The sequence below is a fragment of the Stappia sp. genome (assembly GCF_048268045.1).
Lineage (GTDB): Bacteria > Pseudomonadota > Alphaproteobacteria > Rhizobiales > Stappiaceae > Stappia.
Window position 1 is genome coordinate 465,685 of record NZ_JBLWWG010000001.1, and the last position, 26,659, is coordinate 492,343.

The window sequence follows — 26,659 nt, forward strand, 5'->3', positions numbered from 1 at the left end:
AGCCTCCGCACGGCCCCGGAATGCTTGACGCGGCCCCTCCCCTCCGGCATGGGTCGAAGCATGGCGGGCCACGCCCGCGCGCACGGACCCGGAGAGACGATGCCGCGCTTCCTGATGACGCTGACCCTCGTTCTCGTCTGCCTGTGCCTCGTCGGCTGGCTCCTCGTCGTCGGCCGCGCCCTGCTGCTGCCCTTCGTCATTGCGCTGCTGGTCTGGTATCTGATCAACGCGCTCGCCACCTTGATCAGTTCGATACCTTTCGGACCGCTGCATCTGCCGTGGAGCGTCGCCTTCGTCGCCGCGCTTGCGGTGATCTTCGGCATTTCCATCGTCGTGGTCGACATCGTCACGGCCAATCTGACCGAGCTTGCCCGCGACGCATCCGTCTACCAGGCCCGTTTCGAAAGTCTCTTCAACACCTATTCCGCCAAGCTCGGGCTGGCCGACCCCATCGAACTGCGCGACCTGGTACCTGACAATTTCCTCAACCGCGCCATCACCGCCGGCGCCAACGCGCTGACGACGGTTGCGAGCTCCGCCTCGCTGGTCTTCATCTACGTGCTGTTTCTCATGCTGGAGCAGTCGACCTTCGACCGGAAGATGCAGCGCCTCTTCGCCACGTCCGACCAGGCCGAGCTCGCCTTCCTGATCCGCAGCCGCATCACCCAGGCGCTGCGCCACTATCTCGGCATCAAGACGGCCGTCAGCGTTCTGACCGGCTGCCTCACCGCGGGTTTTCTCACCCTGCTCGGCCTGCCCTATGCGGCGCTCTTCGGCTTCATCGCCTTTCTGCTCAACTACATCCCGACCATCGGCTCGCTGACGGCGGTGATTTTCCCCAGCCTTCTGTCGCTGGTCTATTTCGACAGCCTGACGCCCTTCCTGGCGATCGCTCTCGGCCTCGGCGCCATCCAGTTTTCCATCGGCAACCTGCTGGAGCCGCGGCTGATGGGCAACAGCCTCAACCTCTCGGCGCTCGTGATCATGCTGTCGCTGAGCCTGTGGGGCGAAATCTGGGGTATCACGGGCATGGTGCTCTGCGTGCCGCTGACGGTGATGGTGCTGATCATCTGCGCCCAGTTCCGCGCGACGCGGCCGATGGCCGTGCTGCTTTCCGCCGATGGCGAAGTCGGAGAGCCGATCTCGCTGGAACGCCTGCGCGAAGCTGTCTGAACGGCGCAACCTGGACTGTCATTTCGCCGCCGCAATTGACGGCCAATGCTCGCCTGACCTGCCGGCGGGCCCGCCGGACCCGCCATCCATGACAGGCCGAAACACCGGCCCCTCACCACCGGAGAGACCGTATGACCCGCCACAGCATCGCCCCCCGACTGGCGATCTTCGCCGCCGCAGCCGCCCTTGCGATCTCGCCGGCGCTGGCCGCCGACGAGCCCCGCATCGCCACCATCGACATGGTCGGACAGGGCAGCGTGCGCGCCGCCCCGGACATGGCGATGGTCTCCAGCGGCGTCGTCAGCGACGCCAAGACCGCCGCTGAGGCGATGACCGCGAACAGCAAGGCCATGACCGCGGTGATCGACCGCATCAAGGAAGCCGGCATCGAGCCCCGCGACATCCAGACCTCCGGCTTCAACGTCTCGCCGCGCTACAGCCAGGTGAAGTCCAAGACCCGCGAGGAATACCACCAGGAGATGATCGGCTACCGCGTCTCCAACTCGGTCTCCGTGCGCGTGCGCGACCTGTCAAAGCTCGGCACGCTGCTTGACGTCATGGTCCGCGACGGCGCCAACCAGATCGGCGGCATCAGCTTCATGGTCAGCGGCGCCGACAAGCTGAAGGACGCGGCCCGCAAGGAGGCCATGGAAGACGCCATCCGCAAGGCCCGGATCTACGCCGAGGCTTCCGGCGCGAAGCTCGGCCGGGTGCTCTCCATCAACGAGCAGGACTATTCGCCCCGCCCGGTGATGATGATGGCACGCGCCGAAATGAAGATGGCCGATGGCGGCGCACCGGCTCCGATCGAGGCCGGCGAGAGCGAGCTCGAGATCCGCGTCAGCGTCTCCTTCGAGCTGAACCAGTAACGAAACGGCGGCGCGGGGGCACCCGCGCCGCGACCTTTCGACGCAAAAACGACTTACCCGGCTAACAGTTCTTCGAAAGTCTTTGCCCGTTTGCCCCAAATGATGCGCCTGCGGCCGTAAGGTCAGCGCGAATATACGGAATATATTTCCGGCGGGCATTGAATTTGCCCGAATCGGCCCTTATACGGAGCTCTTCGGGACTTACCCGGGTTTCATCTACTGGTTGGGGAGACCGCCATGTCTGACGACGGCCTCTTCCAATTGGGGATGGACTTGGAGGCTCGCGACTGCAACGAGCGGACGGTGTCCGCCCATGTCGAGCCGAGAAGCACCACCCATACGGAAGACAAGATTTACACCGCACCTCGCGTCGCCGCAGAGGTCGACCGCCTCGATCACTTTATCGAGAAGGCCGGCGTGCGCTGCGCAGGAGCACATCTGATCATCGATCTCTACGACGCCGAGCGTCTGGACGACCTCCCCTATATCGAGGAGACACTCCGGACCTGTGTCGAGGAGGCGGGAGCGACGCTTCTGCATATCCATCTGCATCCGTTCGAGCCTGCCGGCGTGAGCGGCGTCGCGGTGCTGGCCGAGAGTCACATCTCGGTGCACACATGGCCGGAGGCGGGCTACGCCGCATTCGACGTGTTCATGTGCGGCGACGCGGAACCGGACAAATGCGTCGAGGTGCTGAAGCGCGCCTTTTCGCCCGGCCGTACGGATGTCAGCGAATTGCTGCGCGGCAAGGAGGTCGCATGAGCCAGGGTCTGGTCTTCAACGAGACGCTCTATCCGGGCGTCGAGGTGAAGTACGAGTGCGACAACATCCTGTTCCAGGATCGTTCCGAGCATCAGGATCTCGTGCTGTTCACCAACCCGGTCTTCGGCAAGGTGTTGATGCTGGACGGCGTCACCCAGGTGACGACCGGCGACGAGTTCATCTATCACGAGATGATGTCGCATGTGCCGATCCTTGCCCATGGCGACGCCCGCGAGGTGTTGATCATCGGCGGTGGCGATTGCGGCATGGCCGAGGAAGCGCTGAAACACGCCTCGATCGAGCGCCTGACACAGGTCGAGATCGACGACGCGGTGGTGAGCTTCTCGAAGGAGCATTTCGGCGACTTCAACGCCGCCGTCTTCGAGGATGACCGCTTCGATCTGGTCATCGACGACGGTGCCCGCTTTGTCGCCGAGACCGACCGCCGCTTCGACGTGGTGATGGTCGACAGCACCGATCCAATGGGTCCGGGCGCCGTGCTCTTCACCGAGGAGTTCTACCGCGCGGTGCATCGCTGCCTGAAGCCGGGCGGCGTGCTCGTTACCCAGAACGGCGTGCCGTTCCTGCAGCGCGACGAACTGCTCGACTCGATCCGCCGCTTCTCGGCCATCTATGCGGACGCCTCCGCCTATGTGGCGGCGATCCCGACATATTTCGGCGGTCACATGGCGCTCGGCTGGGCAACCGACAATGCGGAGCTGCGCAAGGTGTCGCTCGAAACGCTCGAGCAGCGCTTCGAGGCGGCCGGGCTCGACACCCGCTATTACACGCCCGAAGTGCACCGGGCGGCCTTCGCGCTGCCGCGCTTCATCCGCGACATCGTCGAGGAAGGCCGCAAGGCCTGACAGCCCTCGGGCATCTGAAAAACCGAAGACGCCCGCGCCCCGCGCGGGCGTTTTTTTGTGCCCGCCGCCTTCGTTACAATTGGCGACAGGACAGGCACAAATTTGCGAAACAATGCGAATATAATGCCGACGCAGCCTGGGACGGGACGGGCGCGCAGAGTTTCAGCCATCCTTTCCCATGAGGTAGCCATATGTCCGAGATTTCCCCTTCCATCCACTCCCGGGCGACGCCGCCCAGCTACAGTCCCGCGCAGATAGGGCTGCACTGGCTCATCGCCGCCCTCGTCATCTTCCAGCTCGTGTTCGGGGAATCGATCAAGGACTACGGCCATGTCCTGCGCGACGGCAAAACACCGGAAACGCTGGTCTGGCTGATGGGCAATCTGCACATCTGGGTCGGGGTCGCCGTTCTGGTCCTGGCGCTCGCGCGCCTCGGCCTGCGCGTGGCCCGTGGCGCTCCCGCTGCTCCCGATGCCCTGCATCCGCATCTCGTCACCGCGATGAAATCCGTCTACGTGCTGTTCTACGTCCTGCTGATCGGCGCTCCGCTCACCGGGCTCGCAGCCTGGTATCTGGGCATCCACATCTCCGGCGAGATCCACGAGACGCTGAAGCCGGTCTTTATCGTGCTGATTTCCCTGCACGTCCTGGCCGCGCTCTGGCATCGCTTCGTCCTCAAGGACGACGTCATGGCCAGGATGCTTCCCACGCGTCGCTGAACGCCCCCCCCGCGCGCGAACGCGGCATCCGCTCTCAATCGCGCGCCGCAAGCCAGGCGGAAAGTGCCGCACCGTCGCCGGAGAGCACCCCTTCGGCGACACGCCGCCCCACCGCCGCCCCGAACTTGTAGCCATGGCCGGAACAGGCGGAAACAACCGTGGTGCGCGCGCCCGCCTCCACGAAGAAATGCCGGTCCTCGGTGAACGTGTAGGCGCAGGTCACCACCTCGGCGACGGCATAGTCGTCGATCCGGGCGAAGGGCGGGGAGAAATACCCGCGCAGGCGCGCGCCTTCCCCGGTCTCCGCCTCCCGGCGCGCATCCGGGCCGCAAGGCACCTTGTGAATGCCGGCGCCGACCTTCAGTCCGGTGCCAGCGACCGGCGGCAGGACATAGCCCTCGACCGCGCCGCCGACGTCGAGCAGCACCGGCGATGCCTCCCAGGCGGCGCGCAGGTCCTCCGGCGGAGTCAGATAGGCCACCGCCGTGCGATAGCCGGTGAGCCGGTCCGCCAGATCCGGCAGCAGCTTCAGCACCCACGCCCCGGCGGCGACCACCAGCCGGTCGGCGGCAAGCTTAGTCCCGTCGGCGAGCCGCACGCTGGCCGTCTCCCGGTCGAGCGAGACAACCTGCGCATTCTCGCGCACATCCGCCCCCGCCCGCCGCAGCCAGTCGAGGATGCCGGAACCGACCCCGCGACACAGCAGCACGCCGCCTTCCGGACTGAAGGCGGCCGAATGGATCGCCTCTCCGTCGAGGAAGGGATGACGGCCCGCCACCTCCGCGGCCGTCATCCGCTCGACCGGATAACCGCCCGCTTCGAGACTGTCGCGCGAGGCAATCGCCTCGTCGGCGCCCGTTTGCGAAATCAGCAGGAAGCCCGTGTCGACCAGATGCTTTTCGCCGAGATCCGACCAGAGCTCATCCCAGGCGTCAAAGGCTTCGTCGATGCGCCGCTGGTAGCCTGTGTGCCCGCCATAGGCGCGCCGGATCACCCGGTGCTGGTCGCCGGAGGCGGAAAGCGGATTGGGTATCGGCCCCTGCTCCAGAAGCGTGACCTCGACGCCGCGCCGCGTGAGCGCCCAGGCGGTGGAAAGGCCGGCGATGCCGGCGCCAACGACGATGACCTTCATGGCGAAAACCTCACGGCAAGGAGCGCGGACACTCTTGTAACCCCCTCCCCGCAAAAGAAAAACCCCGCACGGAGACCGCACGGGGCATCGTCGCGAAGACGTCTTCCTCAGGCCGCGCCGCGCAGCCGGTCGATGCTGAGCGGCCCCGGGCCGGCAGCGGCGATATAGAGGAACGTGAAGCAGTACAGTGCCGCAAGCTCGCCACCGTTCAGGATCGGATAGAAATCGCGCGGCGCGTGGGCGAGGAAATAGGCAACCGCCATCGTGCCGGAGGCCAGAAACGCAGCCGGACGGGTGAAGAGGCCAAGCACCAGAAGCGCGCCGCAGACCAATTCGAAGATACCGGCGGCGCCAGGCATGGTCATCACGTTGACACCCGACATCTGGGTCACGGGGAAGGACAGCAGCTTGGTCGTGCCGTGCTGCAGGAACAGGGCACCGGACATGATCCGCAGCACGCTGAGAAGAAACGGCGAATAGGAACGCAGAAAAGTCATGAGGATCTCCGAATGGGCATTGCGCGGAAACGGCGGATCGGCGCGCGCGACTGGCGAGCGGACGGAAACCGTCCAGCCGAAAGCCTAGCAGGCATGCAGGCACCGCCCCAGCCCCAACCGCCCGCCGCGCGCCCCTGTCCACTGAATGGAGGGCGGGAGAGACAAGAGGAAACGGCGCGGGCGGGGTGTCCTGAAAGCCAGCAAGATCAAGCCCTGCTTTGAGCCGAGGCCAGCGCGCCCGTCAGGAGCCTCGTGGATCCTGAAAACCAACGGAATGACCCTGAGCGCCGCCCTCACGGCAATCGACTGCGCCCAGTCGACAGGGTTTCCCGCCAACCAGTTTTGCAACTCATATCGACTGCCGATCTCCAGCCGCTCTTCCCTATCCACCACACGCGCCCGCAATGCCCTTCACCCTCGCCAGTCTGACGAGCATGACGCAAGACGACAACTTCCTTTCAGGGAAATCCGACTTTTCCACCTGTGTGGTGACGCGGCGCGCGAGGCAGAGCCCTTGACCTTCCAGTAACGGGAAGGCCCAGATAGGAGGGACGAGAACAGGAGACCGTGCCCATGAACATCGGCGAGGCGGCCGTGCGCTCCGAGCTGCCGGCAAAGACCATCCGCTACTATGAGGACATCGCCCTTATCCGTCCGGCGCGCGCGGCCAACGGCTATCGTGACTATTCCGACAGCGACGTGCACCGGCTGCGCTTTCTCCAGCGCGCCCGCGGCCTCGGCTTCACCATCGAGGAATGCCGGTCACTGATCTCGCTCTATGACAACGAGCAGCGCGCCAGCGCCGACGTGAAGAAGGTGGCACAGGAGAAGATCCGCGAGGTCGAGCGCAAGATCGCCGAGCTGGAGACGATGAAGGCGACGCTTTCCCGCCTTGTCGCCTGCTGCCACGGCGACGACCGCCCCGATTGCCCAATCCTCGACGATCTCGCCCGCTGACAGCAGGCCCCAGTCAGGTGGTCGGATCTCAATTGGCCGGAAAGCCCCGCTCGGCCCATTCCACGCGCGGTACCGGCGCACCGACCCGGTAGCTGAAGGTCTCCACCCGGGTGATCTCGGCATTGAGCTCGCAGCGGAAGGCGAGTTCGTACCAGAGCCCATTGGCGCGAAACGCCGCCCGCTTCGGCTCCAGCACATTGCCCGTGCGCAGGCGGAACGAGGGCAGCAGGTCGGGATTGTAGGACGGCCGGCCGCTGCGCAACTGGCTGCGCAGCTCCGTCATGCACAGGAGATCGGCCCGCGCCGCATGGCCCATGCCGCGCATGGCTGCGCGCACCCGCGGGTCCTGCGACAGCGCATGGGAAAAGAGCTGGCGCGCCGAGGTGGTGCCGCCTGCCCCGGAAACCGAGACACCCGGCGGCAGCGTTCCCGGCAGCGCCGCACCGGACGGCGCGCCCCTCGCCCGGGCCGCGATCGCGGCAATGTCGACGGGTTTTTGCGGCGGCAGGGCAACAACGCCAGCGCCTGTCGGCGTTCCCGGCGCGGCCTCTCCGGCAAGACCATCCTCCCCGGAGGCCTCGGCCGCCAGAACTTCGGGTGCCGGGGCGGGCACGGCCTCGGGCTCCTGCGTCTCCTGTGCAACTGGCGGCTCCTGGGAGGCAGTGTCGGCGGTATCCCCGGCGACCTCGGGGGCCTCGCCAACCATCTCGGAGGGAGATGCTTCGGCGGTCTGATCCGCCGTCTCGGCCGGTGTCTCCTCCTCGGGTGCGCCCTCGGTTTCGGATCCGGGCTCCTTGTCGCGCGCACCGTGCTCAAGCGGCTGCGCCTCGCGTGCGCCGTCGCCGTCCAGCTCCTGGTTGCCGCTGTCCTCCTCGCCAAATTCGGTCACCGGCTGCAGGACACGCCGCATCTGCTCCTCAGGCGCCTCCCCCTCCGGTGGGGCCGCGGGCTGCTCCTGCGGTGTTTCTGTCTCGGGCGGTTGCTGCTCAGGGGGCTGCTCGGGGGGCTGCTCGGGCTTCTGCTCCTCGGCTGCCGTCTCTTCGGGCTCCTGCTCCGCATCGGTTTGCGGCTTGGGCTCAGGCTCGGGGGCCGCTGCCGCGGGCTCGGGCTCTTCCACGACCTCGGCCTTGTCCTCATCAGGGGGCGGGGGCGCTTCTTCTTCCCGGGCCTGCTCCTGCGGGGGTGGTGGAGGGTCCTTCGCTGCCGCGGCCTCCTCGGGCGAGACCATCACCACCTCGACGGGCTCCTCGGTGAACCCGGGAAGCGTGCGCGAGACCTCGACCCCATGAACGAACAGGTAGCCCGCCGCCAGATGCAGCAGGAGCGAAAGCGCGAGGCCCGCGCCCATGGGCCGCATCCAGAAGGTTTCGCTCGGGACCTTGTCCTCGCCTGGCACTGCGGGTGAGACCGCAGGCATATCAGCCGCCATGGCGCGCGCGTCAGGCCGCGCGTCAGGCCGCGTGGCCGGCCCCACGCGGCTCCTGTCGTCGTCCTGCGGGTTTTCGCCTGCCATAGAGCCCTGCACTGCCTAACGCTCGTCCCCGACGATACGCACGCCTTCGAAGACCACACCCATCCACGTACCACGTCCGCTTGCCACGATCCGCGATCCCGGCACAAGCCGTTCGCGCAGGTTCTCGGCAAAATGGCGGATCTGGGAATACATCCAGGGAAGATCGGCAAGAATGAGCCGCAATCGACAGCCGCGCCGCGTTCTGGCGCGCGGATTCCCGACCGTGAAATCAAGCGAGGCCTGCTTGCCTGCGCTCAAGGCCGCGATCTTCCGGCCGGCCGCGCCGAGCCGCTCCGCGAAGGGCAGCCGGACGAGAGTGTCGCAGGCGAAGGCAAGGGCGAAGCAGGCAACGGCGACCCACACGCCCCAGGCAACAGGTGCAGCAACCGCCACGCTGGCGGGAAGCAGGCATGGCAGCAGGCGGCCATCACGCCCCATGCCGGACGGACGGCTGTCCCGCCTGTGCCATGCCCTGGTCTTAGCTGTCGAGGAACGAACGAAGCTTGCGCGACCGGGACGGGTGCTTCAGCTTCCTGAGCGCCTTGGCCTCGATCTGGCGAATACGCTCGCGCGTCACCGAGAACTGCTGGCCGACTTCTTCCAGCGTGTGGTCGGTGTTCATGCCGATGCCGAAGCGCATGCGCAGCACGCGCTCCTCGCGCGGCGTGAGCGAGGCAAGCACCCGTGTCGTCGTCTCCCGCAGGTTCGACTGGATCGCCGCGTCGATCGGCAGGACCGCATTCTTGTCCTCGATGAAGTCGCCCAGATGGCTGTCTTCCTCGTCGCCAATCGGCGTCTCGAGCGAGATCGGCTCCTTGGCGATCTTGAGGACCTTGCGAACCTTCTCCAGCGGCATCTGCAGCTTCTCGGCCAGCTCTTCCGGGGTCGGCTCGCGACCGATCTCGTGCAGCATCTGGCGCGAGGTGCGCACGATCTTGTTGATCGTCTCGATCATGTGCACCGGAATACGGATGGTGCGAGCCTGGTCGGCGATCGAGCGGGTGATCGCCTGTCGGATCCACCATGTGGCATAGGTCGAGAACTTGTAACCGCGCCGGTACTCGAACTTGTCGACCGCCTTCATCAGGCCGATGTTGCCCTCCTGGATGAGATCCAGGAACTGCAGCCCGCGGTTCGTGTACTTCTTGGCGATGGAGATCACGAGACGCAGGTTCGCCTCGACCATCTCCTTCTTGGCGATGCGCGCCTCGCGCTCACCCTTCTGCACCATCGACACGATGCGACGGAACTCGGCCGTCTCCAGACCGGTCTCCGAGGCCAGGTCCTGAATCTCCTGACGCAGCTCGCGGATCATCTCCTTCTCGGAGGCGACGAAGTTCTTCCAGCCCTTGGAGGCGAGATTGGCGACCTTGCGGATCCAGTTCGGATCGAGCTCGTTGCCCTGATACTGCTTGAGGAAGTCAGTGCGGTCGACGCCATGGCTATCGGCGAGACGCAGCAACCGGCCCTCGTAGCCCATCAGCCGCTTGTTGATGTCATAGAGCTGCGCCACCAGCGCGTCGATGCGCTGCTGGTTGAGCGACAGGCTCTTCACATCGGTGATGATGTCGTCCTTGAGCTTCTTGTAGCGGCGCTCCTGCGAAGGCGACAGCGTCTTGTTGGCGAGCTTGTTCTCGACAAGCTGGTCCTGCAGGCGGCGCAACTTCTTGTAGTCGTCGGCAACGCGGTCGAAGGTCTCCAGGACCTTCGGCTTCAGCTCCGTCTCCATGGCCGAAAGCGAGATGTTCGCCTCGAACTCATCGTCGTCATCGCCGTCGCCGTCTCCCTCGCCATCCGCGTTGGTGTTGGCATTGGCCTCGCCGGAAGAGCCGCCGTTTTCCTCGTTCTTGGCGCCGGGCGTGCCTGCGCTGCCCTCGGTCGCGCCGTCCTCGCCGTCTTCGCTCTCGTCCTCGGCGCCCTCGGCCTTGAAATCGGGACCGGCATAGGTCGCTTCGAGGTCGATGATGTCGCGCAGGAGGACCTTGCCCTCGTTGAGCTCGTCACGCCAGATGATGATGGCCTGGAAGGTCAGCGGGCTTTCGCACAGACCGGCGATCATCGCCTCGCGACCGGCCTCGATGCGCTTGGCGATGGCAATCTCGCCCTCGCGCGACAACAGCTCGACCGACCCCATCTCGCGCAGGTACATGCGCACGGGATCGTCTGTCCGGTCGGCGGGCTCCTTGGCCGGCGCCTTGGCGACGGCGGTGGTGCTGGCCTCGACCAGATCGCCGCCTGCCTCGCGGTTCTCCTCGGACTGGGCCTCCTCGGCCTCTTCTTCCTCGATGACGTTGATGCCCATGTCGGAGAGCATCGCCATCGTGTCCTCGATCTGCTCGGAGGTCACCTCCTCGGAGGGAAGCACCTCGTTCAGCTCTTCGTAGGTCACATAGCCGCGCTTCTTCGCGACCTTGATCATCCGCTTGACAGCGGCATCCGACAAATCGAGAAGCGGACCGTCAGAGCTCTCGCTCGGAGTTTCCTGGGTGTCTTCCGCCTGGGTTGCTTTCGCTGCCATGTTTCTCTCCGGCCCGCGAGCCCCAAGGGCCCGGTGCTGTCGTTCGTCACGTCGTTCAGGTCGCCGCGGCTCGCCGTCGATCTGTCCCACCCGCCATGGGACAACCGGCAAACCAAATGTCGACCTCGCCCGCGAGCGGCCTGTCGGGCCGGCGCACGGAACATTCAGTCAGACATTTATTCGGTGACCGTTAAGTGCCACTTAACCCTGCCAATCGTTTCGACAAGCTGCGGACGCAAAGCGTCTCGCCGTTGCACCCGCAAACCGGGTGTCATCCGGAGATCTGGCTCCGCTCCGAAACAAACCCGGCCCGCGTGAGGCGAACCTGTTGCTCCAGCTTTCTGAAAACGACCAACCCCTGGCCGTCCGGTCCGAGGGACCGGCGCCCGTTGATCTAGGGCTTCGCGCAGCGTGATGATTTCGTGCCGCATTGTTGGCATATGGTCTTGATGGGTCGTATCGCCCGTGACCTGCCATGCGCGGTGCCGTTTGCTGCATGAAGGATCTATGTAGCGCAAAGACCCGGATTCGCAAGAGCGATTCGTTGCCGTCAATTGATTCGGCACGCTATCAACAGGCGAAACAGCCGATCACGGACTGTACGTCAGGCGCGCCCCTGCATCGCGGCGACCGACGGGGGACGCGGAGCCGGTTGCGCGGCCCGGATCACCTTGGCCCTGTCGGCGAGATCCTGTTCGTCGCGGGCGCATTCCTCCCGCCGCCGCGCCAGGTCCTGCGACTGGGCGCGAACGCGCTGCCAGGCATCCTCGTCGAGCGCCTCGTCGAGCGCGCCAAGATCGGCATCCAGCTCCTCCGCCAGCGCCCGCGTCTCGAGCACGTCGAGCAGGTGAACGAAGAGGTCCTCGATAAAATCTGCCGGCGGATCGTGACGCAGGATCGGCAGGCGCTGCAAGAGATCGCGAAAGCGGGCGGCGCTTCCCGCAGTCCCGCCCGCCCGGCCTTCCTCGCCACGGCTCTCGCCATCGAGCGCCTCGCTCAGGATCTGGTAGAAGCGCGCATCGAGCGTCTCGAAGAAGCCGTTGACCGGCTGGTCCTCCAGTTCGGTCGCGATGCGGCAGAGCTCGTCGCGAAAACGCGCGTGCAGCGTGTCGCCGAAGACCGCCCGGCTGACACGCTCCACATGACGCTCGAGCAGTTCGGGATAGCGCAGGCACAATCCGCACAAAGTGCGCTCATTGCCGAACATCGAGCTGTCGGGAAGATCGGAGCCGCGCGCCTGTGCGGAAGGCTCGGCACCGGCCTGCCCCTGCTGCCCGCCGCGATTGCCGCCACCGCCCTGGGCACCACGCCGCGCCCGGCTCTGCTGATAGAAGAGGTTCGACAGGCGCAGGCGGATGTCGAGCTGATAGCCGCGCCGCACCCGTTCGTCGGCGATGGTGCGGATCAGGTCATCGAGCGACTTCTCCAGCGCCGCGCGGCGCTCGGGCGTGTCGATACGCGCCAGCGCGATCTCGCGCTCCCACATGACATCGATGAGCGGGCGCGCCTCGCCGAGCGCGCGCGCAAAGGCGGGAGGCCCGCCCTCGATGATCAGATCGTCCGGGTCCTTGCCGTCGGGCAGGAAGACGAAGCCGAACGAGTGACCGCTCCTGAGGCCGGGAAGAATGCGGTCGACCGCCCGATGGGCGGCGCCGACGCCGGCCGCGTCGCCGTCGAAACAGATCACCGGCTCCGGCGACAGCCGCCACAACCGCCCCACCTGCTCCTCGGTGAAGGCCGTGCCCAGGGCTGCGACCACATTGCCCATGCCCGCCTGCCATACGGCGATGGCATCGAGATACCCCTCCACGACGATCGCCTGGCCGCTCTTGTGGGCCGGCTCGCGGGCGCGGTGGAAGTTGAAGACCATCGTGCCCTTGTGGAAGAGCGGGGTCTCCGGCGAGTTCAGATATTTCGGCTGACCATCCGGGTCGAGCGTGCGCCCGCCGAAGGCGATGACGCGGGCGCGGTCGTCCTGGATCGGGATCATCAACCGGTTGCGAAACCGGTCGTAGGAGGCGCGTCCGTCGTCGGGGCGGATCACCAGTCCCGCCTCCACCATGTCCGCCTCCTCCACGCCCTTCGAGGCGAGGTGCCGTTTCAGCGCATCACGCCCCGACGGAGCGAAGCCGATGCGGAACTCGCGCAGGGTCTCGGGCTTGAGCCGGCGCCTGGCCACATAGGCGCGCGCCGCTTCGCCGCCGGAAAGCGTGAGCTGGTCCTGGAAGAAGCGCGCCGCCATCTCGCAGATGTCGGCAAGGCTGGCCCGGCGCTCGGCACGCGCCGCCTCGCGCGGATCAGGAGCCGGAAGCACGACGCCGGCGTCCCCGGCAAGCCGCTCGACCGCCTCGGGGAAGTTCAGCCCCTCGGTTTCGGTCAGGAAACGGAAATGATCCCCCGACGCTCCGCAGCCGAAGCACTTGTAGCGCCCGCGCCGGTCGTCGACGTGAAAGCTCGGTGTCTTTTCCTGGTGGAACGGGCAGCAGGCCCAGAAGTCTCCACGCGCCGGCTGCGACTTGCGCCGGTCCCACGAGACACGCCGGCCCACCACCTCCGAAAGCGGAAGCCTTGCACGGATCTCGTCAAGGAGGTTGGGCGAAAAGCGCATGAAAGCGTCCGAACGTCTGGATGGCCCACGCCCACATGCCATGGCACGCGAGGGAAGGCGCTGCCGGCCGGCACAACGCCAAACCCGACAGACAAGCTTCCTGCATATATCGGCTTAGCACCGGCAGCGTCCAACCCTACAGCGGACGACGGCGGCACGCACCCACCGATGTGGGCGCGAAAGCGAGGCAAATCCACGCTTTCGAGGCGCAAGAGCGCGCCCACAAAAGCCGATGCGTGCATTGTGCATAAGAGGGGAAAAGTTCAGGGCCAGGCGACACACGGCCGGCCCGGCGTCACTCGGTGCGCAGCAGATCCTTGACCACGCAGCTGGCGCGCACGAAGTCCATCTGTCCCGGGTAGCGCTGCTTCAGCGCGTTCATGCAGCGTCCCATGTCGCGCAGTCCGTTGGCGCTGATGTCGCGCACCACGTCCTCGCAGGCGACCTGCATCGCCTTGGCGTCGAACTGGCTCGGCAGGAACTCGTTGATGATGGCGACTTCCTCGCGCTCCTGCTCGGCAAGTTCGAGCTGGCCAGCCTCTTCGTAGTCGCGCACGGAGGCCTCGCGCTGGCGCACCATCTTGTTGAGAATGTCGAGAACCTCGGCTTCCGGCATGCCGTCATGACCAAGTTCGCGGGCCCGCGCCTCGCGGTCCTTGATCGCGGCAAGCACCAGGCGCAATGTCGCCGCCCGGCGCTTGTTGTCGCTGCCCACGGCGTCCTGCAACGCCGCATCGATCCGTTCACGCATGCTCTGCCCTGCCGTCTGCCTCGCGCCCATTGCCTACCGCCCTTCGCAGCGGAAAGAAGTTCGCGAAAGCCCCTTGCTTAAGACGTTGATTTATCGAGATTATTATTAACAAGCCAACAGTTGACCCCTAAGCGCGCTTCCCATAAAGTGCCGCGCTTGACGCACCGTTGACACCAGAATACCGATCCGTCAAGGCGCGTTGACCGCCAGATTGTCACCGAACCGACCGAGAAAGCAACACAATGACGACCGCAGACGTCTGGTCCGCGACGCCGACCACGGCCGTACTGGTCCTGGCCGACGGGACCGTGATCGAGGGCCAGGGCCTTGGTGCCGTCGGTCAGGCCTGCGCCGAGGTGTGCTTCAACACCGCGCTGACCGGCTATGAGGAAATCCTCACCGATCCGTCCTACGCCGGACAGATCGTGACCTTCACCTTCCCGCACATCGGAAATGTGGGGACGAACGACGAGGATGTCGAGACCGTCAACATGGCGGCAGCATCCGGCGTTCGCGGCGCGATCATGCGCGCCGAAGTGAGCGAACCGTCCAACTACCGCTCCGCCCGTCACTTCGATGCCTGGCTGAAAGCCCGCGGCATCGTCGCCATGACCGGCGTCGACACCCGCGCCCTGACGGCCCTGATCCGCGAGACCGGCGCTGCCAATGCGGTGATCGCCCATTCGCCGGACGGCAACTTTGACATCGAGGCGCTGAAGCAGGCCGCCGCCGCCTGGCCCGGCCTCGTCGGCATGGACCTTGCCAAGGACGTCAGCGCCACCCAGAGCTACAACTGGACGCAGACCAGTTGGCAGTGGGAGCTGGGCTACGGCGAGAAGCCCGAGGGTGAGTTCAACGTCGTCGTGCTCGATTACGGCATCAAGCGCAACATCCTGCGCCTGCTGACCGACGCCGGCTGCAAGGTCACCGTCCTGCCGGCCGACGCCTCGGCGCAGGACGTGCTGTCGCGCAAGCCTGACGGCGTATTCCTGTCCAACGGCCCGGGCGACCCGGCCGCGACCGGCACATACGCCGTGCCGGTGATCCGCGAGATCGTCGACAGCGGCCTGCCGGTCTTCGGCATCTGCCTCGGCCACCAGATGCTCGCGCTTGCGCTCGACGGCACCACCTTGAAGATGCACCAGGGCCACCACGGCGCCAACCATCCGGTGTTCGACCGCACCACGGGCAAGGTCGAGATCACCTCGATGAACCATGGGTTCGCCGTTGACGCCAAGAGCCTGCCGGCCACCGTCGAGGAGACACATGTCTCGCTCTTCGACGGCTCCAATTGCGGCCTGCGCCTCAAGGACAAGCCGGTCTTCTCGGTGCAGTATCACCCTGAGGCCTCGCCCGGCCCGCGCGACAGCCACTACCTGTTCCGCCGCTTCACCAACCTGATGCGCGCGCGCAAGGGCGAAGAGGCGATCCCGGAAAAGGACGTCGTCGCCTGAGGGCGCCGGAAAGACAGAAACGTTTCGAACGGGCAGTCCTTGGGACTGCCCGTTTTCGTTTCCACGCCCGGTCCCGGCCCCAGCAAGGGCCGGCGCGCCACACGGCAAACGAACCGCCCCCCCCCCAAAACAAAAAGCGCCTCCGGCGGGTCGCCGGAAGCGCTTTTTTGCTAGGCCATGAAATCGCCAGTCGCGAATGTCGCGACTCCCGGCTGGGGTCAGAACCCGGGCAGGCAGATCATGGGCACATTGCTCGCGGGCCCTGTTCAGGCCTTGCCGTCATTTGCAGAGATGAGACCTTCAAGCGCCTTGAGAACGCCGCTCATCTCCTGCACCTGATCCTCGATCTGGGCGAACTGCTCCTTCAGCAGGTCTTCCTGCTTGGAGCACATCTCGCGAAGCTCCTTGAGCTGCCCGATACGGCCCGTGCGGCCCTCGAGCAACGCAATGATCTCGCGGATCTCGACCAGCGTCATGCCCAGGCGCTTGGCCTGGAGAATGACACGCATGCGCCCCACGTCACGCGTGCCATAGAAACGGCGGGCTCCCTTGCGCTCCGGCTGGAGCAGAGCCTTTTCCTCGTAGAACCGAAGCGCACGCAGCGTCACGCCGAACGTCTCCGACATTTCGGCGATCGACAGCTTTGCGGCATTCGGATCATCGGAATCAATCGGCCCGGCAAGGTCCGGCCCGAAGACTGAGCTTCTAGACAGTTCCGTCATTTCAGTGTCCGTCATTCCCGATCAAAGTGCGCTCTGTCCCCCGACGGGCGCACGTCAACCCCGACTATGGCATTATCACCTAGAAGACACCTTCGCATAACGCGCCAAAAATTTATCCCAAAACACAATTCGTCACATAAATGCACATTTCGCACGCCCGCACGACAACCAGAACAAGAAGTCAAGGAACGCCGTTCCACCTGCCGCCGCGTTCGGCGTTGTGGACAGATGCCAAAACGGCGTTCAGGCCAGAAGTCTTTAAGGCAACTCCCGATGGCGGGCACGCGGAGAGGCAAACCCCAAAGACATCGTTTCCGGATTATTAATTTTTACACGATTACTTATTACTTGAACCCTAAAGGAAACCGCCTCGGGGCCTTGACCCACCCTTTGGGCCGCAAGGCTCGCGCCCCGTCCGCGCGAGAAGGATCACGAACATCCGCTGCGCCCGACGCCCGAATGGGCCTGCCGCCACTCGGTCGGCGGGCAGCCGAACCAACGGCGGGCGGCACGGGAGAAATTGCCGACGGCGGCAAATCCCAGCCGATAGGAGATCTCGGACATGGGCAGGTCGGACAGCGCAAGATAGTCGGCCGCCATGCGAAGACGGACGCTTTCGTGCAGACTGTGGAATGTCAGGTTCCGCTCCGCCAGTCGGCGCTGAAGGCCGCGCGTGCTCATCGCCAGACCGCGCGCCACATCAGCCACGGTCAGGTCCGGCCGCGAAATCCGCTCACCGATGGCATCGCACACGAGAGCGGTGAAATCCTCCAGCCGCCGCCGGTCCTCCAGCCGCCGCCGGTTCAACTCGCACATCGCCGCGAACAGGTCGTCGTCCCGGCGCGGGTTCGGCGCCTTGTCCTTCGGCACGCGGAAGACGAGACGATTGCCGCCGGTAGAGAACCGCACCGCGCCCCCGAAGAAGGCCTCGTGAACGCTGGCATCCGCGGGGCGCGAGCGCGCGATCACCGCTTCAAGCAGCTCCACGCCCTCGCCCCCGGCGCTCATCAGCCGACGATAGGCCTTGCTGGCGATCCGGTCGGTCACCTGGTCGCGGCAAACCAGTTCCGGCGACAGCGAGAAACTCAACGTCGCGCAGTCGTCCTCGCACTGCGCGAAGACCTCCGAGAAATCGCACAGCAGGTGAAGAAAGCGTCCCATGAAGTCGACGGCGGACAGGAAGTCCGGCGCATAGCGCAAGGCGAGCGAGACCGTGTCGTCGGCACCCGGCCCCTGGTCGCGCGTCCAGCCGAGCCCGAAGCAGTCATCCCCTGCGAAGCGGCTCGCGATCTCCAGTGAGCGCGCGTGATCGCGCAGGCTCACATGACCGACCAGCGGAGCCGTCTCGCACACGCCGTCCGCCCCGCTCTGCTGCAGGACCAGATCGAACGGCACGCCGCGCTGCTCGCAATATTCCGCGAGACCTACACGGGCGCGCCCGTGAATGAGCAATGTGTCCGTCGACGCCAGAACGCCGGTTCTCGCAAGCATGGAATTCAGTCCGTCGAAGCTGCGGCGAGGATCCGCATGAGGAGGTCAGGGCAGAAGGCCCCTGCAAAGTGGCATGTCACTGTCCAATTTATCAGGACCGATGCCCGAGGGCTATCCCTTCCGCATGGCTGGAACAGCGGATGTCGCAGCGCCCAGCGCCATTTACCATCTTTCACGGCGGCGGGCGGCTCTCGCGCGCACTGCCACTTGGCCGCCACCGTTTCACCGCGCCGGCAGGATTTGACAAAGCCTGCCCGAGGGCTGAAACAAGGGCGCGCACTTTTTGCGTGTTGCCGCTGCGAACAAGCCCGGGGGGAGACCGATCGTGACCATGCCCACGCACCTGCTCGACGCTGGCGGATCTGGTCCGCGCGGCGACACGATGTCCCCGGAGCTCTTCCGGGAATGGCGCAAGTCCCTCGGACTGAAGCAGAAGGACGCGGCCGAGCGCCTGGGCCTCAAGAAGCGGATGATTCAGTACTACGAGAAGGGCGATCGCAACGGACGACCGGTCGAGATCCCCCGCTCCGTAAGGCTTGCCTGCTACGCGATCAGCATCGGCATCGCCGACTTCGACGGGCACCGCGCCCTGCGCGCGCAGGCGGGCGATACGGCCGACCCGGGTGCCGATGCCGCGCCTGGAGACGAATAGGCCGCCTGACTGCCCCGGATGGGGTTTCGCCCGACGCCATTTTTCCCTATAAGGCGCGCTCAGCCGAACACTTTGCAAGAACCAGAAGCCTCACCCGCCCGGCACCCAGTGCAGGTCGTGGTGCATCCTCGCGAGCCCTTCATGCCCAAACGCACAGATATCTCCTCCATTCTGATCATCGGCGCCGGCCCGATCATCATCGGTCAGGCCTGCGAGTTCGACTATTCCGGCACCCAGGCCTGCAAGGCCCTGCGCGAAGAAGGCTACCGGGTGATTCTGGTGAACTCGAACCCGGCGACGATCATGACCGATCCGGATCTCGCCGACGCCACCTACATCGAGCCGATCACGCCGGAGATCGTCGCCAAGATCATCGAGAAGGAGCGCCCCGATGCGCTGCTGCCGACGATGGGTGGCCAGACAGCGCTGAACTGCGCGCTTTCCCTGCGCAAGATGGGCGTGCTGGAGAAGTACGGCGTGCAGATGATCGGCGCCACCGCGGAGGCGATCGACAAGGCCGAGGACCGCGAGCTGTTCCGCCAGACGATGGAGAAGATCGGGCTCGAGACGCCGCGTTCGCGCCTCGCCCACTCCCTGTCCGAGGCGCTCGATGCACTCGACGACATCGGCCTGCCGGCGATCATCCGCCCGTCCTTCACGCTCGGCGGCACCGGCGGCGGCATCGCCTACAACCGCGAGGAATATCTCGACATCATCGAGCGCGGCCTCGACGCCTCGCCGACGACCGAGGTGCTGGTCGAGGAATCGGTCATCGGCTGGAAGGAGTACGAGATGGAGGTCGTCCGCGACAAGGCGGACAACTGCATCATCATCTGCTCCATCGAGAACATCGATCCGATGGGCGTGCATACCGGCGATTCGATCACCGTCGCCCCGGCGCTGACGCTGACCGACAAGGAATACCAGATCATGCGCGACGCCTCGCTGGCGGTGCTGCGCGAGATCGGCGTCGAGACCGGCGGCTCCAACGTGCAGTTCGCGGTCAATCCCGAGAACGGCCGGCTGATTGTCATCGAGATGAACCCGCGCGTGTCGCGCTCCTCAGCGCTCGCCTCCAAGGCGACCGGCTTCCCGATCGCCAAGATCGCGGCGAAGCTTGCGGTCGGCTACACGCTCGATGAACTGGAGAACGACATCACCGGCGGCGCGACGCCGGCCTCCTTCGAGCCGTCGATCGACTATGTCGTCACCAAGATCCCTCGTTTCGCCTTCGAGAAGTTCCCGGGCGCCGAGCCGACCCTGACGACCGCGATGAAGTCGGTCGGCGAGGTCATGGCCATCGGCCGCACCTTCGCCGAGAGCCTGCAGAAGGCGCTGCGCGGTCTCGAGACCGGCCTGACCGGCCTCGACGAGGTCGAGATCCCCGGCCTCGGGCAGAACGACGACAAGAACGCGATCCGCGCCGCCCTCGCCTCGCCGACGCCGGACCGGCTGCTCAAGGTGGCCCAGGCCTTCCGCCTCGGCGCGGACCTTGCAGAGGTGCACCGCTCCTGCCAGATGGACCCCTGGTTCCTGCGCCAGATCCAGACAATCGTCGAGACGGAAGAAAAGATCCGCGCTCACGGCCTGCCGCAAAACGCCGACGCCCTGCGCCGGCTGAAGGGGATGGGCTTTTCCGACGCGCGCCTCGCCTCTCTGGCCCGGAGCGAGGAGCGTGACGTAGCACAGCTGCGTGCCCGCCTCGACGTGCACCCGGTCTACAAGCGCATCGACACCTGCGCGGCGGAATTCGCCTCGCCGACCGCCTACATGTACTCGTCCTACGAGGTCCCCTTCGCCGGCAAGCTCGCCGACGAGGCACAGCCGAGCGAGCGCAAGAAGGTCGTCATTCTCGGCGGCGGTCCGAACCGGATCGGCCAGGGCATCGAGTTCGACTATTGCTGCTGCCATGCGGCCTTCGCGCTGCAGGAGGTCGGCTTCGAAACCATCATGATCAACTGCAACCCGGAGACCGTGTCCACCGACTACGACACCTCCGACCGGCTCTATTTCGAACCGCTGACCGCAGAAGACGTGCTGGAAATCATCCGCACCGAACGGACGAAGGGCACGCTGCATGGCGTCATCGTGCAGTTCGGCGGACAGACCCCGCTCAAGCTCGCCCAGGCTCTGGTCGAGGCCGACGTGCCGATCCTGGGCACCGCCCCTGACATGCTCGACCTGGCCGAGGACCGCGACCGCTTCCAGAAGCTGCTGCAGCGCCAGGGTCTGAAGCAGCCGCAGAACGGCATCGCCTATTCGGTCGAGCAGAGCCGGCTCATCGTGGCCGAGCTGGGCCTGCCGCTGGTCGTGCGCCCCTCCTACGTGCTCGGCGGCCGCGCCATGCAGATCATCCGGGACGAGGAGGCGCTCAACGCCTATCTGCTCGGCACGCTGCCGGAGCTGGTGCCGGCCGAGGTCCGGGCCAAGTACCCGAACGACAAGACCGGCCAGATCAACACCGTGCTTGGCAAGAACCCGCTGCTGTTCGACCGCTATCTTGACGGGGCCATCGAGGTCGACGTCGACGCGCTTGCCGATGGCAAGGACGTCTTCGTCTGCGGCATCATGGAGCACATCGAGGAAGCGGGTATCCATTCGGGCGACAGCGCGTGCTCGCTGCCGCCCTATTCGCTCTCCGACGAGATGGTCGCAGAACTCACCCGCCAGACCGAGGTGCTCGCCCGCGCACTTGAAGTCGGTGGCCTGATGAACGTTCAGTTCGCGATCAGGAACGGCGAGATCTATGTCCTGGAGGTCAACCCGCGCGCCTCGCGCACCGTACCGTTCGTCGCCAAGACCATCGGCCAGCCGATCGCCAAGATCGCCTCGCGCATCATGGCCGGCGAGCCGCTGGCAAGCTTCGGCCTCCAGACGCGCAAGCTCAACCATGTCGCCGTGAAGGAAGCCGTGTTCCCCTTCGCGCGCTTCCAGGGCGTCGACACGATCCTCGGCCCGGAAATGCGCTCCACCGGCGAGGTCATGGGGCTCAACGGCTCGTTCGAGGTCGCCTTCGCCAAGTCGCAGCTCGGCTCGGGCACGGGTGTTCCCACCAGCGGCACCGTGTTCGTGTCCGTGCGCGACCAGGACAAGGAGCGCGCGCTCGACCCGATCCAGCGCCTGGCGAAGGCCGGTTTCCGGATCATCGCCACCCATGGCACGCAGGCATTCCTTGAGGAGCGGGGGATTTCCTGCGACAAGGTCAACAAGGTGCTTGAAGGGCGTCCCCACATCGTTGATGCTATCAAGAATGGAGAAGTGCAGCTCGTCTTCAACACGACTGAAGGCGCACAGGCACTCTCCGACAGCCGCTCGCTCCGCCGGGCGGCCCTTTTGCACAAGGTTCCCTACTACACGACCTTGGCAGGGGCTATTGCCGCCGCGAAGGGCATCGAGGCTTACGCCTCGGGCAATCTTGAAGTGTTTCCGCTGCAGGCCTACTTCGCAGAGGCCTGACCGATTTTTGAGCGTACCGGCCGGGAAATCCCCGGCCGGACGTGTGTCTTGTTACCCGAGCACCCGAAGACATGCGTGTCCGGCTGCCGGCATTCGAGATGAAGGGGTCGAAGACCTATGGAAAAAGTTCCGATGACAAGCGCTGGCTATGCCATGCTCGAGAAGGAACTGAAGCAGCGTACCTCCGAAGAGCGTCCGCGCATCATTCAGGCCATCTCCGAGGCGCGCGCCCATGGCGACCTGTCGGAAAACGCCGAATATCATGCCGCCAAGGAGCAGCAGAGCCTGAACGAGGGTCGCATCAGCGAACTCGAGGACAAGCTCGGCCGCGCGGAGGTGATCGACGTCGCCAAACTGTCCGGGGACACGGTGAAGTTCGGGGCCACGGTGACGCTGGTCGACGAAGACACCGACGAAGAGAAGAAGTACATGATCGTCGGCGATGTCGAGGCCGACGTGAAGCTTGGCCGCATCTCGATCTCCTCGCCCATCGCGCGCGCGCTGATCGGCAAGGCTGTCGGCGACAGCGTCGAGGTCACGGCGCCGGGTGGCGCGCGGGCCTACGAGATCATGAAGGTCAAGTTCGGCTGAGACCGGGCTGCCGCTCTCAGGCGGATCGCATTTGAAAAAAGGCGCTGCTCCCGGTTGGAAGCGGCGCCTTTTTTGTGCGAATGGACGACCGGCAGAAGCGGGCGGACAGACACTCACCCCACGTCGCGCATGGGCACGACGGGTTCGTTCTTGGTCTGGCGGATGGTGAGGGCGGTTCGTACGCTGTCGACATTGGGGGCGGCGGTCAGATCGCGGATGATGAAGTTCTGGAAGCTCTGCAGGTCGGGAACCACGCACTTCAGCAGGAAGTCGACCTCACCAGAGAGCATGTAGCTCTCGCGCACCTGCGACCAGGACTGAACCTTCTCCTCGAAGGCCAGCAGATCGGCCTCGGTCTGGCTGTGCAGCCCGACCATGGCGAAGGCGGTAACGTCGTAGCCGAGCTGCTTCTCATCGAGCAGCGTGCGGTAGCCGAGAATGAGCCCGGCCTCCTCCAGCGCCCTGACACGCCGCAGGCACGGAGGAGCCGAAATGCCGACGCGGCGGGCAAGCTCGACATTGGTGATACGCCCGTCGTTCTGCAGCTCCTGCAGGATATGCCAATCAATCGCATCCAGACGGATTTTCACACTGGTCTCCTTCGCCAATCACTGGCACACAGCCGCGGGATCGGAGCGGCGCGACCGGGGCGCCCGACATTCCGACTCGCACCGCCGCGAGCGTCTGTTCTAGGATACGCCCCTTAAGGTTTTTTGCGCAGTTGTGCAATAGTGTGACAACAAACGGCATGATCGGGAAATATACGACAAGCGAAGACGATCTTTCGGGCGCCAGCGCCTGGATCGTCACCGACGGCAAGGCCGGCGATGAAACCCAGTGCATCGGTGTTGCCGAGGCGCTCGGACTTTCGGCCGACCTGCGCCGTGTGCACCCGCGCGCGCCCTGGAGCTGGCTGATGCCGCGCGGCGACATCGACCCGCGCGACGCGCCCGAGAATCCAGCCAGCCCGATCGCGGGCCCATTCCCCGACATTGCCATCGCCTCCGGACGGCGGGCCGTCGCCTACCTGCGCCGCATCAAACGCGACAGCGGCGGGCGTACGTTTACCGTCTTCCTGAAGGACCCGCGCGCGGGAACGACAGCGGCCGACCTCATCTGGGTGGCGGACCACGACCCCTTGCGCGGCGACAATGTCCTGGTCACGGCGACCGGGCCGCACCGGTTCTCGCAGGCCCGCCTCGCGGCCGCGCGCGCCAACCCGCCGGCGGATATCGCTGCCCTCCCCCATCCGCGCGTCGCGGTTCTCGTGGGCGGCGACAGCCGTCACTACCGCTTCAACGACATGGACATCTCGCGGTTCGTCGAGGGGCTGAAGCGGCTCGACGCGCAGGGATGCCATTTCATGGCCACCGCCTCGCGCCGCACGCCGGACTCGCTGCACCGGATGCTGCAGCCACTCGCCGATGCCCCGGGCCACCTCCTTTGGGATGGCACCGGCGACAATCCGCTCGTTGCCTTCCTGGCGAATGCAGACGCGATCGTCGTAACGGCGGACTCCGCCAACATGGTCGGCGAGGCGCTCGCCACCGGGCGGCCCGTGCATGTGTTCCGTCCTTCCGGCGGACACCGCAAGTTCGAGCAATTTCTTTCGGGATTGGTCCGCCTCGGGCATGTCCACCCCTTCCCCGGCCCACTTAAAACGACTACCTACGAGCCAATCGATGCAACCCCCCGGATCGCGGCCGCGATCCGCTGGAGATATTCCGCACACCGCGCCCAGCTCGCCGAAGCAAGCGCGCGGGCGGAAAGCTGAAGGAACACGCCCATGGCCGAGCAGCACCACAAGCTCCTGATCGTCGGATCCGGTCCCGCCGGGTATACCGCCGCCGTCTATGCGGCGCGCGCCATGCTCGAGCCGGTGCTCGTGACCGGCATCCAGCCCGGCGGACAGCTCACCATCACCACGGAGGTGGAGAACTATCCAGGCTTCGCCGATCCGATCCAGGGCCCCTGGCTGATGGAGGAGATGCGCAAGCAGGCAGAGAACGTCGGCACGCAGATCATCTACGACACGATCCTCTCCGCCGATCTTTCCGTCCGCCCGTTCCGCCTGACCGGTGACAGCGGCACCGTTCACACCTGCGATGCGCTGGTGATCGCCACCGGCGCACAGGCAAGGTGGCTCGGCATCCCGACGGAGCAGGAATTCATGGGCGCCGGCGTCTCGGCCTGCGCGACCTGCGATGGCTTCTTCTACCGCGGCAAGGAAGTGATCGTCGTCGGCGGCGGCAACACCGCCGTGGAAGAAGCGCTCTATCTCGCCAATCTTGCCTCCAAGGTCACAATCGTCCATCGCCGCGATTCGTTCCGCGCCGAGCGCATTTTGCAGGAACGACTGCAGCGCAATACCAAGATCGAGGTCGTCTGGGACAGTGTCGTCGAGGCGGTGCTGGGCGGCGGCACGCCCAAGGCGGTTACCGGCGCGCGCGTGCGCGACGTCAAGACCGGCGAGACCCGCGACATTGCCGCTGACGGGTTCTTCGTTGCCATCGGGCATGCGCCGGCGGCCGAATTGTTCAAGGAACAGCTGAAGATGAAGCCGTCCGGCTACATCTGGACCGCGCCCGACAGCACGGTCACATCAATCCCCGGCGTCTTTGCCGCCGGCGATGTCACCGACGAGACATACCGCCAGGCCGTGACAGCGGCCGGCATGGGTTGCATGGCCGCGCTGGAGGCCGAACGCTACCTTGCGGAACTGGACGTTGCCGACGCTGTCGCAGCAGAATAGCCTGGGAGCCCCAGAGGGCTGAACCACAAGAACACGGGCTGGACACATCGTGCCGTTGGATTGGGATAAACTGCGCATCTTTCACGCGGCCGCGCAGGCCGGCAGCTTCACCCATGCAGGAGACGTGCTCAACATGAGCCAGTCGGCCGTGAGCCGACAGGTGAGCGCGCTCGAGCACGACCTCAAGATCCCCCTCTTCCACCGCCATGCGCGCGGTCTGCTGCTGACGGAGCAGGGCGAAGTGCTGTACCGCACCGCGCGCGAAGTCTTCATGAAGCTGGAGTCGGTGCAGACCCGCCTCACCGACAGCCGCGAGAAGCCGAGCGGGACGCTCAGGATCACCACCACCGTCGGCCTCGGCTCGACGTGGCTGACCAAGCGGCTCAACGAGTTCATCGACCTCTACCCGGAGATGGAACTCCGGCTGATCTTCGATGACGACGAACTCGATCTCGGCATGCGCGAGGCCGATGTGGCGATCCGCCTGCGCAAGCCGACGCAGCCGGACCTGATCCAGCGCAAGCTGTTCACCGTGCACTTCCACCTTTATGCCTCGCCCGCCTACATCCAGAGGTTCGGAGCCCCTAAGTCGGTCGCCGACCTCGACAACCACCGCCTTGTCACCTTCGGCGAGCACGCGCCGGCCTATCTGCGCGACATGAACTGGATGGAGACCGCCGGTCTCCCGCAAGGCGAGATCCGCCGCTGCGTGCTGCGGATAAACAACGTGGTGGCCATCCGCCGCGCGGTCGAGCGTGGCATCGGCATCGCCATGCTGCCAGACTATATCAACGAGGAAGGCTCCGGCCTCGTGCAGCTCATGCCGGAGGCGGAGGTTCCGAGCTTCGACACCTACTTCGTCTATCCCTCTGAGCTGAAGAACACCGCCCGCGTCACGGCCTTTCGCGACTTCCTGCTCTCCAAGGCAGAACGCTGGACCTTCTGATCCGGCGCCCAGCGGCACCATTTTCTCCCGCACTGCGGCATAATGTCCCCTCTCCCGCGCCGGCCCGCGCGGCGGAGGGGCACGCATCTCTCGGGCGCGGCCCGACTCCCCACCCGCACAGTTTCGCGTCATGGCTGGCATTGCGAGCGCCACTCCACCTGTCCAGAACGCAGGCAAATGCGGACTTTCTGACCAGAAATACGATCACGGGAAGGGCACAAGTGCCCTCC

Annotated in this window: 23 protein-coding genes; 13 read left to right on the forward strand and 10 right to left on the reverse strand. The window is 65.6% G+C overall.

Annotated elements, in window-relative coordinates:
• Window positions 1-99: 99 nt before the first annotated feature.
• The 5 genes from ACN0WF_RS02090 (at window position 100) to ACN0WF_RS02110 (ending at window position 4,389) form a co-directional block, all read left to right on the forward strand.
• Window positions 100-1,173 carry an AI-2E family transporter gene (locus tag ACN0WF_RS02090; RefSeq protein WP_417771107.1) on the forward strand — a complete coding sequence of 358 codons (1,074 nt, stop codon included), beginning with the start codon at window positions 100-102 and terminating at the stop codon, window positions 1,171-1,173.
• Window positions 1,174-1,304: 131 nt separating this feature from the next.
• Window positions 1,305-2,042: an SIMPL domain-containing protein gene (locus tag ACN0WF_RS02095; RefSeq protein ID WP_417771108.1), complete on the forward strand. Its 738-nt coding sequence runs from the start codon at window positions 1,305-1,307 to the stop codon at window positions 2,040-2,042.
• A 237-nt stretch (window positions 2,043-2,279) separates the two neighbouring features.
• Window positions 2,280-2,804, forward strand: coding sequence for an adenosylmethionine decarboxylase (gene speD, locus ACN0WF_RS02100; protein WP_417771109.1), 525 nt, complete (start codon window positions 2,280-2,282; stop codon window positions 2,802-2,804).
• Window positions 2,801-3,670, forward strand: a complete 870-nt coding sequence (gene speE, locus ACN0WF_RS02105) for a polyamine aminopropyltransferase (RefSeq protein WP_417771110.1) — start codon at window positions 2,801-2,803, stop codon at window positions 3,668-3,670. Before speD ends, speE begins: the two co-directional genes overlap by 4 nt.
• Before the next feature lie 191 nt (window positions 3,671-3,861).
• Window positions 3,862-4,389 (forward strand): cytochrome b, encoded by a 528-nt coding sequence (locus ACN0WF_RS02110; protein WP_417771111.1) that lies wholly within the window; start codon window positions 3,862-3,864, stop codon window positions 4,387-4,389.
• Window positions 4,390-4,423: 34 nt separating this feature from the next.
• On the opposite strand, the gene ACN0WF_RS02115 is transcribed toward ACN0WF_RS02110, so the two are convergent.
• Window positions 4,424-5,521, reverse strand: a complete 1,098-nt coding sequence (locus ACN0WF_RS02115) for an NAD(P)/FAD-dependent oxidoreductase (RefSeq protein WP_417771112.1) — start codon at window positions 5,519-5,521, stop codon at window positions 4,424-4,426.
• A gap of 107 nt (window positions 5,522-5,628) precedes the next feature.
• Window positions 5,629-6,018 (reverse strand): DoxX family protein, encoded by a 390-nt coding sequence (locus tag ACN0WF_RS02120; RefSeq protein WP_417771113.1) that lies wholly within the window; start codon window positions 6,016-6,018, stop codon window positions 5,629-5,631.
• Between the two features lie 573 nt (window positions 6,019-6,591).
• On the opposite strand from ACN0WF_RS02120, the gene cueR reads away from it, so the two are divergent.
• Entirely contained in the window at window positions 6,592-6,975 is a 384-nt protein-coding gene (gene cueR, locus ACN0WF_RS02125) for a Cu(I)-responsive transcriptional regulator (RefSeq protein WP_417771114.1), read from the forward strand.
• Window positions 6,976-7,003: 28 nt separating this feature from the next.
• On the opposite strand, the gene ACN0WF_RS02130 is transcribed toward cueR, so the two are convergent.
• From ACN0WF_RS02130 to ACN0WF_RS02150, 5 genes are all read right to left on the reverse strand, one after another.
• Window positions 7,004-8,323: a DUF930 domain-containing protein gene (locus ACN0WF_RS02130; RefSeq protein ID WP_417771115.1), complete on the reverse strand. Its 1,320-nt coding sequence runs from the start codon at window positions 8,321-8,323 to the stop codon at window positions 7,004-7,006.
• Between the two features lie 180 nt (window positions 8,324-8,503).
• A complete protein-coding gene (locus ACN0WF_RS02135; protein WP_417771116.1) occupies window positions 8,504-8,926 on the reverse strand; it encodes a hypothetical protein in 423 nt (140 codons plus the stop codon).
• A gap of 40 nt (window positions 8,927-8,966) precedes the next feature.
• A complete protein-coding gene (gene rpoD, locus ACN0WF_RS02140) occupies window positions 8,967-11,006 on the reverse strand; it encodes an RNA polymerase sigma factor RpoD (protein ID WP_417771117.1) in 2,040 nt (679 codons plus the stop codon).
• A 604-nt stretch (window positions 11,007-11,610) separates the two neighbouring features.
• A complete protein-coding gene (gene dnaG, locus ACN0WF_RS02145; RefSeq protein ID WP_417771118.1) occupies window positions 11,611-13,614 on the reverse strand; it encodes a DNA primase in 2,004 nt (667 codons plus the stop codon).
• A gap of 295 nt (window positions 13,615-13,909) precedes the next feature.
• Window positions 13,910-14,365, reverse strand: a complete 456-nt coding sequence (locus ACN0WF_RS02150; RefSeq protein ID WP_417771119.1) for a GatB/YqeY domain-containing protein — start codon at window positions 14,363-14,365, stop codon at window positions 13,910-13,912.
• Between the two features lie 242 nt (window positions 14,366-14,607).
• Here ACN0WF_RS02150 and carA point away from each other — a divergent pair, with 242 nt between their 5' ends.
• A complete protein-coding gene (gene carA / locus ACN0WF_RS02155; RefSeq protein WP_417771120.1) occupies window positions 14,608-15,819 on the forward strand; it encodes a glutamine-hydrolyzing carbamoyl-phosphate synthase small subunit in 1,212 nt (403 codons plus the stop codon).
• Between the two features lie 266 nt (window positions 15,820-16,085).
• On the opposite strand, the gene ACN0WF_RS02160 is transcribed toward carA, so the two are convergent.
• Entirely contained in the window at window positions 16,086-16,541 is a 456-nt protein-coding gene (locus ACN0WF_RS02160) for a MerR family transcriptional regulator (RefSeq protein ID WP_417771121.1), read from the reverse strand.
• Between the two features lie 429 nt (window positions 16,542-16,970).
• A complete protein-coding gene (locus ACN0WF_RS02165; protein ID WP_417771122.1) occupies window positions 16,971-18,032 on the reverse strand; it encodes a helix-turn-helix domain-containing protein in 1,062 nt (353 codons plus the stop codon).
• A 331-nt stretch (window positions 18,033-18,363) separates the two neighbouring features.
• On the opposite strand from ACN0WF_RS02165, the gene ACN0WF_RS02170 reads away from it, so the two are divergent.
• From ACN0WF_RS02170 to greA, 3 genes are all read left to right on the forward strand, one after another.
• Window positions 18,364-18,684, forward strand: coding sequence for a helix-turn-helix domain-containing protein (locus tag ACN0WF_RS02170; protein WP_417771212.1), 321 nt, complete (start codon window positions 18,364-18,366; stop codon window positions 18,682-18,684).
• A 141-nt stretch (window positions 18,685-18,825) separates the two neighbouring features.
• Entirely contained in the window at window positions 18,826-22,140 is a 3,315-nt protein-coding gene (carB, locus tag ACN0WF_RS02175; protein ID WP_417771123.1) for a carbamoyl-phosphate synthase large subunit, read from the forward strand.
• Window positions 22,141-22,257: 117 nt separating this feature from the next.
• Window positions 22,258-22,731: a transcription elongation factor GreA gene (greA, locus tag ACN0WF_RS02180; RefSeq protein WP_417771124.1), complete on the forward strand. Its 474-nt coding sequence runs from the start codon at window positions 22,258-22,260 to the stop codon at window positions 22,729-22,731.
• A gap of 113 nt (window positions 22,732-22,844) precedes the next feature.
• Here the strand turns inward: greA and ACN0WF_RS02185 are convergent, their stop codons facing one another.
• Window positions 22,845-23,321 carry an Lrp/AsnC family transcriptional regulator gene (locus ACN0WF_RS02185; protein ID WP_417771125.1) on the reverse strand — a complete coding sequence of 159 codons (477 nt, stop codon included), beginning with the start codon at window positions 23,319-23,321 and terminating at the stop codon, window positions 22,845-22,847.
• Window positions 23,322-23,479: 158 nt separating this feature from the next.
• On the opposite strand from ACN0WF_RS02185, the gene ACN0WF_RS02190 reads away from it, so the two are divergent.
• The 3 genes from ACN0WF_RS02190 to ACN0WF_RS02200 are packed head-to-tail and all read left to right on the forward strand — an operon-like array spanning window position 23,480 to window position 26,429.
• Window positions 23,480-24,505 (forward strand): mitochondrial fission ELM1 family protein, encoded by a 1,026-nt coding sequence (locus ACN0WF_RS02190; RefSeq protein ID WP_417771126.1) that lies wholly within the window; start codon window positions 23,480-23,482, stop codon window positions 24,503-24,505.
• Between the two features lie 12 nt (window positions 24,506-24,517).
• Window positions 24,518-25,483: a thioredoxin-disulfide reductase gene (trxB, locus tag ACN0WF_RS02195; protein WP_417771127.1), complete on the forward strand. Its 966-nt coding sequence runs from the start codon at window positions 24,518-24,520 to the stop codon at window positions 25,481-25,483.
• 55 nt (window positions 25,484-25,538) lie between these two features.
• Complete coding sequence (locus ACN0WF_RS02200; protein WP_417771128.1) at window positions 25,539-26,429, forward strand: LysR family transcriptional regulator; 891 nt, start codon at window positions 25,539-25,541, stop codon at window positions 26,427-26,429.
• The last annotated feature ends 230 nt before the right edge of the window (window positions 26,430-26,659 follow it).

Bases quoted from the DNA above. Each gene is read 5' to 3' on its own strand.
- ACN0WF_RS02170 (WP_417771212.1), top strand. From the start codon at position 18,364: ATGCCCACGCACCTGCTCGACGCTGGCGGATCTGGTCCGCGCGGCGAC.
- ACN0WF_RS02135 (WP_417771116.1), bottom strand. From the start codon at position 8,926: ATGGGGCGTGATGGCCGCCTGCTGCCATGCCTGCTTCCCGCCAGCGTG.
- ACN0WF_RS02190 (WP_417771126.1), top strand. From the start codon at position 23,480: ATGATCGGGAAATATACGACAAGCGAAGACGATCTTTCGGGCGCCAGC.
- carB (WP_417771123.1), top strand. From the start codon at position 18,826: ATGCCCAAACGCACAGATATCTCCTCCATTCTGATCATCGGCGCCGGC.
- carA (WP_417771120.1), top strand. From the start codon at position 14,608: ATGACGACCGCAGACGTCTGGTCCGCGACGCCGACCACGGCCGTACTG.
- ACN0WF_RS02120 (WP_417771113.1), bottom strand. From the start codon at position 6,018: ATGACTTTTCTGCGTTCCTATTCGCCGTTTCTTCTCAGCGTGCTGCGG.
- cueR (WP_417771114.1), top strand. From the start codon at position 6,592: ATGAACATCGGCGAGGCGGCCGTGCGCTCCGAGCTGCCGGCAAAGACC.
- ACN0WF_RS02130 (WP_417771115.1), bottom strand. From the start codon at position 8,323: ATGGGCGCGGGCCTCGCGCTTTCGCTCCTGCTGCATCTGGCGGCGGGC.
- ACN0WF_RS02165 (WP_417771122.1), bottom strand. From the start codon at position 18,032: ATGCTTGCGAGAACCGGCGTTCTGGCGTCGACGGACACATTGCTCATT.
- speE (WP_417771110.1), top strand. From the start codon at position 2,801: ATGAGCCAGGGTCTGGTCTTCAACGAGACGCTCTATCCGGGCGTCGAG.
- ACN0WF_RS02115 (WP_417771112.1), bottom strand. From the start codon at position 5,521: ATGAAGGTCATCGTCGTTGGCGCCGGCATCGCCGGCCTTTCCACCGCC.
- ACN0WF_RS02095 (WP_417771108.1), top strand. From the start codon at position 1,305: ATGACCCGCCACAGCATCGCCCCCCGACTGGCGATCTTCGCCGCCGCA.
- greA (WP_417771124.1), top strand. From the start codon at position 22,258: ATGGAAAAAGTTCCGATGACAAGCGCTGGCTATGCCATGCTCGAGAAG.
- ACN0WF_RS02150 (WP_417771119.1), bottom strand. From the start codon at position 14,365: ATGCGTGAACGGATCGATGCGGCGTTGCAGGACGCCGTGGGCAGCGAC.
- dnaG (WP_417771118.1), bottom strand. From the start codon at position 13,614: ATGCGCTTTTCGCCCAACCTCCTTGACGAGATCCGTGCAAGGCTTCCG.
- ACN0WF_RS02090 (WP_417771107.1), top strand. From the start codon at position 100: ATGCCGCGCTTCCTGATGACGCTGACCCTCGTTCTCGTCTGCCTGTGC.
- ACN0WF_RS02110 (WP_417771111.1), top strand. From the start codon at position 3,862: ATGTCCGAGATTTCCCCTTCCATCCACTCCCGGGCGACGCCGCCCAGC.
- rpoD (WP_417771117.1), bottom strand. From the start codon at position 11,006: ATGGCAGCGAAAGCAACCCAGGCGGAAGACACCCAGGAAACTCCGAGC.
- ACN0WF_RS02160 (WP_417771121.1), bottom strand. From the start codon at position 16,541: ATGACGGAACTGTCTAGAAGCTCAGTCTTCGGGCCGGACCTTGCCGGG.
- speD (WP_417771109.1), top strand. From the start codon at position 2,280: ATGTCTGACGACGGCCTCTTCCAATTGGGGATGGACTTGGAGGCTCGC.
- trxB (WP_417771127.1), top strand. From the start codon at position 24,518: ATGGCCGAGCAGCACCACAAGCTCCTGATCGTCGGATCCGGTCCCGCC.